This is a genomic window from Streptomyces sp. NPDC002734, from assembly GCF_040295685.1.
In the GTDB taxonomy this organism is placed as follows: Bacteria; Actinomycetota; Actinomycetes; order Streptomycetales; family Streptomycetaceae; genus Streptomyces.
Genome location: NZ_JBEOVU010000002.1, coordinates 264,923 through 277,883, shown reverse-complemented (window position 1 = coordinate 277,883; position 12,961 = coordinate 264,923). Strand labels below are relative to the sequence as shown.

General features: G+C 73.7%; 11 protein-coding genes. 7 read left to right on the top strand and 4 right to left on the bottom strand.

Going from position 1 to position 12,961, the window contains the following annotated elements; all coding sequences use genetic code 11:
* The first annotated feature begins 6 nt into the window (after positions 1 to 6).
* The 5 genes from ABT026_RS02945 to ABT026_RS02925 are packed head-to-tail and all read left to right on the top strand — an operon-like array spanning position 7 to position 5,552.
* Positions 7 to 1,026, top strand: coding sequence for an amino acid ABC transporter permease (locus tag ABT026_RS02945; RefSeq protein WP_351111483.1), 1,020 nt, complete (start codon positions 7 to 9; stop codon positions 1,024 to 1,026).
* Positions 1,023 to 1,820 carry an amino acid ABC transporter ATP-binding protein gene (locus ABT026_RS02940; protein WP_351111481.1) on the top strand — a complete coding sequence of 266 codons (798 nt, stop codon included), beginning with the start codon at positions 1,023 to 1,025 and terminating at the stop codon, positions 1,818 to 1,820. The genes ABT026_RS02945 and ABT026_RS02940 overlap by 4 nt, the downstream gene beginning before the upstream one ends.
* Before the next feature lie 48 nt (positions 1,821 to 1,868).
* Positions 1,869 to 2,846: an ABC transporter substrate-binding protein gene (locus ABT026_RS02935; protein ID WP_351111479.1), complete on the top strand. Its 978-nt coding sequence runs from the start codon at positions 1,869 to 1,871 to the stop codon at positions 2,844 to 2,846.
* A 34-nt stretch (positions 2,847 to 2,880) separates the two neighbouring features.
* Positions 2,881 to 4,113: an LLM class flavin-dependent oxidoreductase gene (locus ABT026_RS02930; RefSeq protein WP_351111477.1), complete on the top strand. Its 1,233-nt coding sequence runs from the start codon at positions 2,881 to 2,883 to the stop codon at positions 4,111 to 4,113.
* 20 nt (positions 4,114 to 4,133) lie between these two features.
* Positions 4,134 to 5,552, top strand: coding sequence for an NtaA/DmoA family FMN-dependent monooxygenase (locus ABT026_RS02925; RefSeq protein ID WP_351111475.1), 1,419 nt, complete (start codon positions 4,134 to 4,136; stop codon positions 5,550 to 5,552).
* A gap of 132 nt (positions 5,553 to 5,684) precedes the next feature.
* Here ABT026_RS02925 and ABT026_RS02920 read toward each other — a convergent pair whose 3' ends face one another.
* Together ABT026_RS02920 and ABT026_RS02915 are read right to left on the bottom strand one after the other, a co-directional pair.
* A complete protein-coding gene (locus ABT026_RS02920; protein ID WP_351111473.1) occupies positions 5,685 to 6,086 on the bottom strand; it encodes a MerR family transcriptional regulator in 402 nt (133 codons plus the stop codon).
* Between the two features lie 56 nt (positions 6,087 to 6,142).
* Positions 6,143 to 7,180, bottom strand: coding sequence for an MDR family NADP-dependent oxidoreductase (locus ABT026_RS02915; protein WP_351111472.1), 1,038 nt, complete (start codon positions 7,178 to 7,180; stop codon positions 6,143 to 6,145).
* Between the two features lie 193 nt (positions 7,181 to 7,373).
* Here ABT026_RS02915 and ABT026_RS02910 point away from each other — a divergent pair, with 193 nt between their 5' ends.
* Positions 7,374 to 8,465, top strand: a complete 1,092-nt coding sequence (locus tag ABT026_RS02910; RefSeq protein ID WP_351111470.1) for an LLM class flavin-dependent oxidoreductase — start codon at positions 7,374 to 7,376, stop codon at positions 8,463 to 8,465.
* Positions 8,466 to 8,481: 16 nt separating this feature from the next.
* On the opposite strand, the gene ABT026_RS02905 is transcribed toward ABT026_RS02910, so the two are convergent.
* Positions 8,482 to 8,898, bottom strand: coding sequence for a MerR family transcriptional regulator (locus ABT026_RS02905; protein WP_351111468.1), 417 nt, complete (start codon positions 8,896 to 8,898; stop codon positions 8,482 to 8,484).
* 68 nt (positions 8,899 to 8,966) lie between these two features.
* Between ABT026_RS02905 and ABT026_RS02900 the strand changes: the two genes are divergently transcribed.
* Complete coding sequence (locus ABT026_RS02900) at positions 8,967 to 10,217, top strand: MFS transporter (protein ID WP_351111466.1); 1,251 nt, start codon at positions 8,967 to 8,969, stop codon at positions 10,215 to 10,217.
* Here the strand turns inward: ABT026_RS02900 and ABT026_RS02895 are convergent.
* Positions 10,189 to 12,960 (bottom strand): fumarate reductase/succinate dehydrogenase flavoprotein subunit, encoded by a 2,772-nt coding sequence (locus ABT026_RS02895; RefSeq protein WP_351111464.1) that lies wholly within the window; start codon positions 12,958 to 12,960, stop codon positions 10,189 to 10,191. The genes ABT026_RS02900 and ABT026_RS02895 overlap by 29 nt on opposite strands.
* Position 12,961: the final 1 nt, after the last annotated feature.

Genomic DNA, 12,961 nt, shown 5'->3' with positions numbered 1-12,961 from the left:
CGACCCATGGCATTCACCACCGACTCCGCGCCCACCCGCGCGGCCGTGCCGGGCGGCGGCCAGGAGGCCCCGCCCGACGCCGACCCCCTGGCCGGTCTCACGGTCGTCCCCGCACGCCACCCCTGGCGGTGGGCGGCGGTCCTGGCCGTGCTGGTGCTGTGCGCGCAGTTCGCCCACGGCCTGGTGACCAACCCGGTCTGGGAGTGGGAGGTGTTCCTCTCCTACGTCCTGTCCGAGACCATCGTCGAGGCGGTGGGCGTCACCCTGCAACTGGTGGCGTTCGCCACGGTGCTGGGGTTCCTTCTGGGCGCGCTGCTGGCCTTCATGCGGCTGTCCCGCAGTCCCGTGCTGCGCACGGTGGCCTGGACCTACGTGTGGGTCTTCCGCTCCATCCCGATGATCGTCCAACTGGTGTTCTGGTTCAACCTGGGTGCCCTCTACCGTGAGCTGGGCGTGGGCGTGCCGTTCGGACCGGTGCTGTGGTCGGTGGACAGCAACAACCTGATCGGCACCATGGGCGCCGCGCTCATCGGGCTCTCCCTGCATCAGGCGGCCTACGCCGCCGAGATCGTGCGCGGTGGCGTGCTGGCCGTCGACGGCGGGCAGCTGGAGGCCGCCGCGGCGCTGGGCATCCCCCGGGCGCGCCAGGTCCGGAGGATCGTGCTGCCCCAGGCCATGCGGGCGATCCTGCCCACCGCCGGCAACGAGGTCGTCGGCCTGCTCAAGGGCACCTCGGTGGTCTACGTGATGGCCATCGGCGAGCTCTTCTACCAGGTGCAGGTGGTCTACGGCCGCAACGGCCGGGTGATCCCGATGCTGATGGTGGCCACCGCCTGGTACGTCTTCCTGACCTCGCTGCTCAGCATCGCCCAGTACTACCTGGAGCGCCGCTACGCCCGCGGCGCCGACCGCACCCCGCCCCCCACCCCGCTGCAGCGGGCCCGCCGGCTGGTGCGGACCCTGCGCTCCGCCGAGGCGGGCCCTGCCGCCCGCGACACCCACGGACGCCCCGGAGGCACCTCATGAGCGACCACGCGAACACCCCCGAGCCCGAGGCGGGGCCGGTGATGCTGGACGTCCGCGGCGTGCGCAAGAGCTTCGGCCAGCTGGAGGTGCTGCGGGGCGTGGACCTCTCGGTCCGGGCCGGCGAGGTGACCGTGGTGCTCGGCCCCTCCGGCTCCGGCAAGTCCACCCTGCTGCGGACGATCAACCACCTGGAGAAGGTCGACCAGGGCTGGATCAGCGTCGACGGCGAACTCGTCGGCTACCGCCGCCGCGGCGACAGGCTGCACGAGCTCAAGGAGAAGGACGTCCTGCGCCAGCGGACCCGAATCGGGTTCGTCTTCCAGAACTTCAACCTCTTCCCGCACCTGACCGTGCTGGAGAACCTGATCGAGGCTCCGGTCTCCGCGCTGCGCCGCCCCCGCAAGGAGGCCGTGGCCACCGCCGCGAGGCTGCTGGACCGGGTCGGCCTCGCCGACAAGGCGGACGCCTACCCCCGCCAGCTCTCCGGAGGCCAGCAGCAGCGGGTGGCGATCGCCCGTGCCCTCGCCCTGGAGCCCAAGGTGCTGCTCTTCGACGAGCCGACCTCCGCGCTCGACCCCGAACTGGTCGGCGAGGTCCTCGACGTCATCAAGGACCTCGCCCGCACCGGAACCACCATGGTCGTGGTGACCCACGAGATCGGCTTCGCCCGTGAGGCGGCCGACCGCGTCGTGTTCATGGACCACGGCGTCGTCGTCGAACAGGGCCCGCCCTCCGAGGTGCTGGACCGGCCCCGGCACCTGCGCACCCGGGCGTTCCTGTCCAAGGTGCTCTGACCTCCCTTCCCACCCCGTCCTGCCCACACCCGAGGAGTCCCGCCCGCCATGGCCCCCATCAACCGCCGCGCCTTCGCCCTCTCCCTCATCACCGGCGTCGCGCTGTCCGCCTGCGCCGGCCCCGACGACGGGGGCACGACGGAGGTGCGGGACCCCAAGGGATCCGGCACCACCAAGATCAACAACTCGCCGGACCAGAAACGCGTCACCACCCCGAAGTCGGACGCGGCGGCCGCCCTGGTGCCCAAGGCGATCCGGGCCCGCGGGACGCTGGAGATCGTGGGCTCCGCCGACAGCTCGGCGCCGCTGGGCTTCTACGCCACCGACGACAGGACCCGCATCGGCGTGGAGATCGACATCGCCCACCTGGTCGCCGGCGCCCTCGGACTGAAGCTCCGGTACACCCCCGTCTCCTGGGAGAACATCTTCGTCGGCCTGGACAGCGGCAAGTACGACGTCGGCTTCAGCAACATCACCGTCACCGAGGAACGCAAGGAGAAGTACGACTTCGCCAGCTACCGCAAGGACGACCTCGCGTTCGAGGCCCGCAAGGGCAGCGGCCTGAAGATCCGCGGCTTCCGCGACGTGGCCGGGCGCAAGGTCGCCGTGGACACCGGCACCAACCAGGAGAAGATCCTGGTCGAGTGGAGCGAGCAGGCGAAGAAGGCCGGCCTGGAACCGGTCGACATCGCCTACTACAAGGCCCAGGCGGACACCTACCTCGCGCTGGAGTCCGGGCGCATCGACCTCTGGCTCGGACCGAGCCCCACCGCCTCCTACCACGTGGCCTCTGCGGGCAGGACCGAGATCGTCGGGACGTACTCGGGCGGCGGCGCCACCCTCCAGGGCCTGATCGCCGCCACCACCAAGAAGGACAACGGCCTGGTGAAGGCACTGCACGCCGCACTGGAGGAGGTCATCCGCAACGGCGCCTACGCCCAGGTCCTCGAGCGGTGGGGGCTGTCCGGCGAGGCGGTCGCCAAGTCCGAGATCAACCCGCCGGGCCTGCCGAAGACCAACCAGTAGACCCACCCGCCAGGCCCGACAGGAAGGCTCCGCCATGCCCGCGTCGTCCACCGCCCCCGTCTCCCGCCCCGCATCGCTGCACCTCGCCGTCGCCCTGGACGGCGCGGGCTGGCACCCCGCCGCCTGGCGGGAGCCGGAGTCCCGCCCCCACCGGCTCCTGACCGCCCGTCACTGGGCGGAGCAGGTCGCCGAGGCCGAACGGGGACTGCTCGACTTCGTCACCCTCGAGGACGGACTCGCGCAGCAGTCCTCGCACCCCACCCGCAGGGACGACCGCACCGACCAGGTCCGCGGCCGGCTCGACGCGGTGCTGACCGCCGCCCGCGTGGCGCCGCTGACCCGGCACATAGGGCTGGTCCCTACCGTGGTGGCGACGCACACGGAGCCGTTCCACATCTCCAAGGCGATCGCCACCCTGGACCATGTGAGCGGCGGCCGGGCCGGCCTCCGGGTGAAGGTCTCCGTCCGGTCCGACGAGACGGCCCACTTCGGCCGCCGCGACATCCCGCCCCTGGACGTGTCGGGAGGCCCGGGCGCCGCCGGACCTCCCGCTCTCGTGGAGGAACTGTTCGACGAGGCCGCCGACCACGTCGAGGTGACGCGCCGTCTTTGGGACAGCTGGGAGGACGACGCGGAGATCCGCGACGTCGCCACCGGCCGCTTCATCGACCGGGACAAGGTGCACTACATCGACTTCGAGGGACGGCACTTCAGCGTCAAGGGGCCCTCCATCACCCCCCGCCCGCCGCAGGGCCAGCCCCTGGTGACCGCCCTGGCCCACGCGACCACGCCCTACCGGCTGGTGGCCCGCTCCGCCGACATCGGCTACGTCACCCCGCACGACGTGGACGACGCCCGCGGCATCGTCGGCGAGATCCGCGCCGAACAGGCCGCCGCCGGACGGGAGGGCGAACCCCTGCACGTCTTCGGTGACCTCGTGGTGTTCCTCGACGAGACCCCGGCCCTCGCGGCCGCCCGCCGCGACCGGCTCGACGACCTGGCCGGTGAGGAGTACACCTCCGACGCCGAGATCTTCACCGGCACCCCCGCCCAGCTCGCCGACCTGCTGCTGCACTGGCGCGAGGGCGGCCTCGCCGGCTACCGGCTGCGCCCCGCGGTCGCCGCCCACGACCTGCCCGCGATCACCCGCGGCCTGGTCCCCGAGCTGCGCGGCCGCGACGCCTTCCGCCGCGCCTACGAGGCCTCCACGCTGCGCGGGCTCCTCGGACTCGACCGTCCCGCCAGCCGCTACGCGTCCACCGCCTGACCGGAAGGAGACCGTCCACCATGAATGCCACCGGCCGGGCCGGCACAGCCCGCAAGCAGATCCACCTCGCCGCGCACTTCCCCGGCGTCAACAACACCACCGTCTGGAGCGACCCGGACTCCGGGAGCCAGATCGACTTCAGCTCCTTCGTCCACTTCGCGCGCACCGCCGAACGCGCCAAGTTCGACTTCCTGTTCCTCGCCGAGGGCCTGCGCCTGCGGGAGCAGGGCGGCCAGATCTACGACCTGGACGTCGTCGGCCGTCCGGACACCTTCACCGTGCTGGCCGCCCTCGCCGCCGTCACCGAACGGATCGGCCTGACCGGCACCATCAACTCCACCTTCAACGAACCCTACGAAGTGGCACGGCAGTTCGCGAGCCTGGACCACCTCACCGACGGGCGCGCGGCCTGGAACGTGGTCACCTCGTGGGACGCCTTCACCGGCGAGAACTTCCGCCGCGGCGGGTTCCTGCCGTCGACCCGCCGCTACGCCCGCGCCAAGGAGTTCCTGGCCACCGCCAACGAGCTCTTCGACTCCTGGCGCGGCGACGAGATCCTCGCCGACCAGGAGAGCGGCCGGTTCCTGCGGGACGCAGGGGCGGGCGCCTTCGCCCACAAGGGCGAGGAGTTCACCGTCGAGGGACGGTTCGACGTCCCCCGCAGCCCTCAGGGCCGGCCGGTGATCTTCCAGGCAGGGGACTCGGACGAGGGACGGGAGTTCGCCGCCTCCTCCGCCGACGCCATCTTCAGCCGCTACGGCACGCTGAAGGAGGGCAAGGCGTTCTACGCCGACGTCAAACGGCGCCTCGCCAGGTACGGACGCACCCCCGAGGAACTGCTGATCCTCCCGTCCGCCACCTTCGTCCTCGGCGACACCGACGAGGAGGCGGCCGAACGCGCCCGCGAGGTGCGCCGGCAGCAGGTCAGCGGCGCCACCGCGCTGCGGCACCTGGAGTTCGTCTGGAACCGCGACCTGTCCGGCTACGACCCGGACGGCCCGCTGCCGGACGTCGACCCCGTCGTCGGCGAGCACACGGTGGCCCGCGGGCGGGCCCAGGTGCGGATGTACCGCGACCCGCTCGCCACCGCCCGCGAGTGGCGGGAGCTGGCCGAGGCCAACCACTGGTCCATCCGGGACCTGGTCATCCACACCGGCAACCGTCAGACCTTCGTCGGCTCGCCGGAGACCGTCGCCCGCACCCTGGACGAGTTCGTCCAGGCGGAGGCCTCCGACGGTTTCATCCTGGTGCCGCACCTGGTCCCCGGCGGCCTGGACGCGTTCGCCGACACGGTGGTGCCGCTGCTGCAGGAACGTGGCGTCTTCCGCACCGAGTACGAGGGGACCACCCTGCGCGACCACCTCGGCCTCGCCCACCCCGACGCCGGCCGAGGGGCCGTGCAGGGCACCGGAGGCGCGAGCCGGGCGGACACCCTCTGACGCACCCGGCGCGCCTCTCTGCCCCGCGTGACACCTCTGCGCCGGGGGGCCCGTCCGGGCCTGGGGAGGCCGGCGTCCACGCCCGGCCCCGGGGACGGATCGTGCCCGGGTCGCGGGCGGGACCCGTGGGTGTCAGCCCCTCGAGGCCGAACCGTTCCGGGGGGTCGCGTCCCGGCCCGTCCGCTCGGCCAGCCTGCCGCGGAGCCGGCTCAGGCGATCGATCTCGGCGTCGATCGCCGCCAGCCGGCGGTCCACCACGCCCGAGGCGGGGGACGCCGGGTCGGTTCGGACGCAGCGCCGGCGGGGATTCTCCGCCAGGGGAGCGAGCCGGTCCGCGATGCCGCGCAGGTCCTGGACGGTGAGCCCGAGGGCCAGCAACTCGCGGATCACCCGGACGCGCTCCAACTCGGCCTGCCCGTACACGCGTTGGCCCGCCGGGGTGCGCGCAGGGGGCGGCAGGAGGCCGCACTCCTCGTAGAACCGCAGCGCCCGAGGGGTCGTTCCGGCTGCCGCCGCCGCGTCCGAGATCCGCATGAGGACCCGCCTCTCTCCGTCCCACGCCCCGGCCCGCACGGCACGGAGGCGATCCGTCACTCCCGGGGCAGCTCCACGACGACGGTGCCGAAGTGCCGCCCCTCGAACAGTTCCCACAACGCCGCGGGGGCCCGCTCGATGCCCGGAATCCGTACGTGCGGGAACGAGATCTCCCCGGAGCGCAGCCAGGCGCCGAACCGTGCGACCCATTCCTCCGGCACGTCGGGGTGGTCCACGCCGCTGTAGCCGCGCAGGGTGATCCCGTGGGTGAGGACGCGGTACGAGTCGATCTCCACGGGCGCACTGCCGCCCCGCAGGCCGGGAGAGAGCTGACCGGAGAGGGCGCCGACCAACGCGAGCCGGGCACCGCGGCGTGCCACGGTGAGGGCGGCGGTCAACTGCTCCCCGCCCACGGTGTCCACCACCACGTCGAGGCCTTCGGGCGCCGCCCGGCGCAACTGTTCGGCCGGCGTGCCGGACGGGTCGCCGGGCACCACCACCGCGTCGTAACCGAGTTCCTTCAGCAGCCGGTCCGCCTTGGCCGGGGAGCGCGTGCTGCCGATGACCTTCCCGGCGCCCAGCAGCCGGGCGACCGGTCCCGCCAGGCTCCCGACCGCGCCGGCCGCCCCGGTGACCAACACCGTTTCGCCGGACCGTAGTTCGGCGAGCCGGGTGAGCGCGCCGTAGGCGGCCGACCCGGAGGACAGGTGGGCCACCGGGTCGGGCAGCGCCTCTCCGACGGGGGCGCACGCGTCCGCATCCAGCAGTGCGTGCCCGCGCCAGCCGAGCAGGTGGGTGACGGTGTCCCCCGGCTTCAACGGGCTGTCCGCCCCCGCGGCGACGACCTCGCCGACGGCGGGACCGAACAGCAGGTCACCGGCCTTGATCGGTGGCAGCGGCACCCCCTCGACCTCGCCGCCCACCAGCGTGCGCAGGCCCGGAAAGACCAGGAAGTGGTCGTTGCGCACCACGACCTGGCCGGGGCCCGGAGGCCCGAGGGGCTGGGTGACGACGGCGAAGTGCTCAGGCTTCGGGAGCCCGTCGGGGGAGGTCTCGAGGCGGATCGCACGGGTGGTGGAGGGCGGAGCGGCCATGGGTGACTCCTGGTGAGGAAGCGGGGCCGTGGCCTACGACGGCCCGGCCCGGCCCGACGGACGGAGCGCCGACCGTAACCCCTGACGTACACGTCAAAGGCAAGCCCAACGAGCGTTCGACAAAGCGCTGTTGACCTTCACACCAGTGTGAGTGTCGTGGAATCCCGTCATGACGAACCGATCAGCATTTCGTGTGGGTATCGCACTGGACGGCGTGGGCTGGCACCCGGCGGCGTGGTCGCACGCGCCGGGGCCGGACCCGGCCGCGCTCTTCACCGGGGACCACTGGACCGGCTGGGGCCGGGCGGCGGCAGCCGGGGGCGTCGACTTCGTGACGCTCGAGGACGGCCTGGGCCTGTGGACGGACAGCTTCGGCACCGCACCCGACGACACCGGCCGCCGGGTGCGAGGGCGGCTGGACCCGGTGGTGGTCGCCACGCTCCTGCTGGCGACCACCGGCATTCCGGAGGTCGTCGTCACCCGCAACGTGACGCACTCCCCGCCGTTCCAGGTGGCCGCGCAGCTCGCGTCCCTGGCGGCGGTCGGACCCGGCCGGGTGGTGTGGCGCCCGCAGGTCTCGGCGGACGCCCGGGACGCCGCCGTCGTCGGAGGCGCTCCCACACCCGCCCTCGAGCCGGAGGACGTCTACGTGCCGACCAGGATCGCGCGGCGGCTGCGCGACCTGTTCCGGGACGCCGAGGACCACGTGCGCACCGTGCGCCGTCTCTGGGAGACCTTCCCCGCCGCGGCGCTGGGCGGCGAGGACGGCGCGTTCTGGCAGCCCGGGCGCATCCGCCCTGTGCCGTCCGCGGGTGAACATCGGTATCCGGCCGCCGGACCTCTGACCGTGCCGGTCGCGACCCCACCGCCGGTCGCGGTGCTGGCCCATCACGCGCTGGAGCCGTACCGGCTCGCCGCCGCCGTGGCCGACCGCGTGTTCCTCACGCCCACGACGGAGAACCCGCTGCCCGCACTGGTCGCCGCATTCCGTCAGGTTGAGGCGCTCACGCCGGACTTCGCGCACACCCAGGTGTACGCGGACGTCGCGGTGGTGCTGGGGGACAGCGAGGACCACGCCCAGGACCGGCTCGGGCGGCTGGACGCCGCCGCCGGCGAGCCGTGGTCGACGGACACCGGCGTCTTCACGGGCAACGCGAAGCGGCTCGCCGCCGAACTGGCCGCCTGGCGCGAGGATCACGGCCTCTCCGGCGTCCGCCTGCGGCCCGCGGTCCTCTCCGACGACGCCGTACGCGTCGTCCGCGACCTCACGCCGCTGATGCGCTGACCGCCGGGCGGGAGGCTCAGGCCGGGGGCGGGGCCGAGGCCGGGGCCGGTCCGGGGGACGCGGTGGGTGGGGCCCGGTGCTTCTCCACCTCGGCCAGGTACTCGCTCATCGCGTCCCGGTTGCGCACCAGCACCTCGATCCGCTCGCCGAGCTTGTCCCGCTCACCGGTCAGCAGTGCCAGCATCTCCGGTGTGGCGTCCGGGAAGTGGATCGACCGGGGCTTGTCCAGGCAGGGCAGGATCTGCTTGATGATCCGCGTCGGCAGCCCGGCCGCCAGCAGTCCGCGGATCTGCTTCACCCGGTCCACGTACCGCTCGTCGTACTCCCGGTACCCGTTCGCCCCCCGGTCCGGGACGATCAGCCCCTGCTCCTCGTAGTAGCGCAGCAGCCGGCGTGAGGCCCCCGTCAGCCGCGACAGTTCACCGATGCGCACCCGCCCAGCCTAGCCACCCGGAAGCGGCTTGACCATCACACCGATGTGAGGGTTCCAGGATGCGTGCCATGACCACCACGACACCGTCCCGGGTCCGACGCACCGCCCTGCCGTGGCCGGCGCTGCTCGCGCTGGGCACCGCGGTCTTCATCACCAGCCTGACCGAGACCCTGCCCGCCGGGGTCCTTCCGGAGATGTCCGCCGATCTGGGGGTGAGCGCCGGCGCGGCCGGCCAGGCCGTCACCGTGTACGCGGCCGGCACCGCCCTGACGGCCGTCCCGCTGGCGGCCGCCACCACCTCCGTCCCGCGCAAGTCCCTGTTGCTCGCCGCCATGACCGTCTTCCTGGTCGCCAACACACTCACCGCCGCCGCGCCCGGTTACGCCGTGCTGCTGGCCGCCCGGTTCCTCGCCGGGATCGCCGCCGGTCTCGCCTGGGCGATCCTCGCGGGCCTCGCGCGGAGCATCGCCCCGGCCGCACGGGAAGGGCGGGCCATCGCCGTCACCATGACCGGGATCCCGCTGGCGCTGTCTTTGGGCGTTCCCGCCGGCACCCTGATCGGCCGGCACACGGGATGGCAGGCGGCGTTCGCGGCGGTCTCGGTGGCCACCCTCGCCGTCATCGGCTGGATCGCCCGGTCCGTCCCGGCGGCGCACCGGCCGGAGTCCGCGGACGAGGCGAAGGCGACGGTGCCGCGGACCCTTCGGGTCCCCGGCGTCGCCGCGGTCATGACGGTGGTGGTGACCTTCGTGCTCGGCCACACGATCGTCTACGCCTACATCGCGTCCTACCTGCGCCAGGCCGGCCTCGGCCGGTCCACCGGCACGGTCCTGCTGCTCTTCGGCGCCGCCTGCCTGGCGGGCATCTGGTTCGTCGGGCGTCATGTCGACCGGGGCCTGCGGGTCCTGGCGTGGAGCGGGGCGGCCCTGTTCACCCTCTCCACCGCGGCGTTCGCGCTCACCACCGCGCCGTGGGCGGTCGGGGCGGCGGCCGTCATCTGGGGCCTGGGCTGGGGAGGGGTGCCCACCCTGCTCCAGACCGCCGCAGGCCGAGCCGGTCTGCGGCACGGCCGGGCCGCCGCCGACACCGCGCAGGCCGTCCTCGTCACGCTGTGGAACGTCGCGATGATGCTCGGCGGCATCGTGGGCGGCGTCCTGCTCGAGGGGCTCGGCGCGACCTCGGTGGCCGTGGCGGCGGCGGTCCTCGGCGCGACGAGCCTGCTGGTCGTCGTCCTCGCCCGCCGTCACGCCTTCCCCGCGCATCCCACCGCTCCGCCGGCGCCGGGCGGCGTCACAACGCCCGCACCGCGTACGCCCTGACGTCCGCGTCCGGGTCCGCCGTCGCGGAGGCCAGGGCGGCCCGGGCGTCCGCGAGGGCGCGGTGCCGGGTCAGCGCGGTGACGGCCGCCTTGCGGACGTCGGCGTTCGGGTCGGCGAGGGCCTTGGCGAGGGCGGGGACGGCGACGCCGGGGTCCGCGGCGGCCAGGGCGGCCGCGGCGCCGGCCCGCACCTGCCAGGCCGGGTCGGCGAGGGCCGCCTCCGACCGTTCGGCCAGCGGGGGAGGGCAGCCGGTCGTCGCCAGCGCCTCGTGGGCGGCCGCGCGCACCAGGGCGTCGGTGTCGCCGGTGAGGCCGGCGAGGGCCTCGAGCACCGTGGCCACGTCGTCGGACCGTACCGCCGCCACGGAGGCCAGGGCCTTGGCGAAGGCGACACGGACCTCGCGGGAGGGGTCGGCTGCCGCGGCGCGGGCCAGTTCTCCGACCGCGTCGACCGACACCAGCGCGCGGACCGCGGCGAGGCGGACGGCGATGTCGTGATCCGCCAGCGGGCCCGCGAACAGCCCGGCGTCGCCCAGTCGCAGGAAGCGCAGGGTGTCCAGGGCGGCCGCCCTGGACACCGGGTCGGACGCGCGCAGGGCGGTGGTGAGGCGGTCGCGCAGGGCCGGTTCGGGCTCCAGTGTCTCGACCAGTTCGAGCAGGGAGGCGGCCGCGGCGGCCCGGACGTCGGCGTCGGCGTCGGTGAGCGCGGAGGCGAGAGCGGGTCCGGTGCCCGGCGGCACGGTCTCCGTGAGGACGGTGACGGCCGTCCGGCGGACGGCGGGCTCCGGGTCGGCCAGGTAGGGGGTGAGCTCGTCGAGCCCGGGACCCGCCTCCGCCAGGGAGAGCAGCGCGAGCAGGCGGGGTGTGCCCGCCGCCTTCTCCCCGGGGACGCCGGCACCACCCGAACCGCTCTGCGGGACGGCCGCGTTCACGACCGGCTCCTGCCCCGCCGCCACCGGCGCCACCTCCCGGGCCCCCGCGGTCGCCACCTGCTCGGGGCGGACCTCGCCGAGGTGGCGGGAGGGCCCGCCCACCGGTGCGAAACCGTCGACCGGCACCAGGTAGGGGGCCACCGGGCGCGCCGTGAACTCCATCGCCCCGCCGGGGGACTTTCGCAGATCCAGGTGGTGGAACCAGGACGCGTCGTCCCTGTCCGGGTGGTCGAGACGGTCGTGGTAGAGCCCCCAGCGGGACTCCGTGCGGGCCAGGGAGGCCCGCGCGGCCATCTCCGCGCAGTCGCGGATGAAGGTGACTTCCGCGCAGCGCATCAGCTCATGGGCGGTGCGGGCGCCCATCGAGGCGATGTCGGCACGCATCCTCTCGAACGACTCCAGAGCCAGCGACAGCCGGGCGCCCGACTTCGGGGGAGCGACGTAGTCGTTCACGAAGCGACGCAGCTTGTACTCCACCTGGGCCTGCGGCGGGCCGTCGGGGTGGCGCAGCGGACGGTAGATCAGCTCGTGGGCCGCCCGCACCTGGTCGGCGGGCAGCTCGCCCTCGTAGGGCGCGTACCGCGAGGCGTCCGCGCCCGCCAGGTCGCCGAAGACGAACGCGCCGATCATGTAGTTGTGCGGGACACAGGCCAGGTCCCCGGCGGCGTACAGCCGGGGAACCGTGGTGCGGCCGTGATCGTCGACCCGCACCCCCGATGCGGAATGTCCCCCGCACAGGCCGATCTCGGAGATGTGCATCTCGACGTCATGGGTGCGGTAGTCGTGGCCGCGGCCCGCGTGGAAGGCGCCGCGGGTCGGGCGCTCCGTCGTGTGCAGGATCGACTCCAGGGCCGAGACCGACTCCTCGGGGAGGTGACTGAGCTTCAGGTACACCGGTCCCCGGTCACCGGCCACCTCCGCCGCGAACTCGGCCATCATCTGTCCCGACCAGTAGTCGGAGTCGACGAAGCGCTCGCCGTGCCGGTTCACCTGGTAACCCCCGAACGGGTTGGCGACGTAGGCGCAGGCGGGCCCGTTGTAGTCCTTGATCAGCGGGTTGATCTGGAAGCACTCGATGCCGGTGAGTTCGGCGCCCGCGTGGTAGGCCATCGCGTAGCCGTCGCCCGCGTTGGTCGGGTTCTCGTACGTGCCGTACAGGTAGCCGGAGGCCGGAAGGCCGAGGCGGCCGCAGGCTCCGGTCGCCAGGATCACCGCCCCCGCGCGGACGGTGACGAACGCGCCGGTACGCGTGTGGAAGCCGGCCACGCCCACGGCGCGGCCGCCCGCCGTCAGCACCCGCACCGGCATCACCCGGTTCTCGATCCGGATCCGCTCCCGCATCTCCCGCCGCCGCAGCTGCCGGTACAGGACCTTCTTGACGTCCTTGCCCTCCGGCATCGGCAGCACGTACGACCCCGACCGGTGGACCTGCCGCACGGCGTACTCACCGTGCTCGTCCTTCTCGAACTTCACCCCGTACGACTCCAGGCGCCGCACCATCGCGAAGCCGAGCGTCGCGGTCTGCCGGACGGTGGACTGGTCGACGATGCCGTCGTTGGCGCGGGTGATCTCCGCGACGTAGTCGTCGGGTTCGGCCCGGCCGGGGATCACCGCGTTGTTCACGCCGTCCATCCCCATGGCCAGGGCGCCCGAGTGCCGGACGTGCGCCTTCTCCAGCAGCAGGACCCTCGCGCCCTTCTCGGCGGCGGTCAGGGCGGCCATCGTGCCGGCGGTGCCGCCCCCGACCACGAGGACGTCACAGGTCAGTTCCTCGGCGTCCGTGAGGTCGGGGATCTCGAGGGAAGCGTCCACC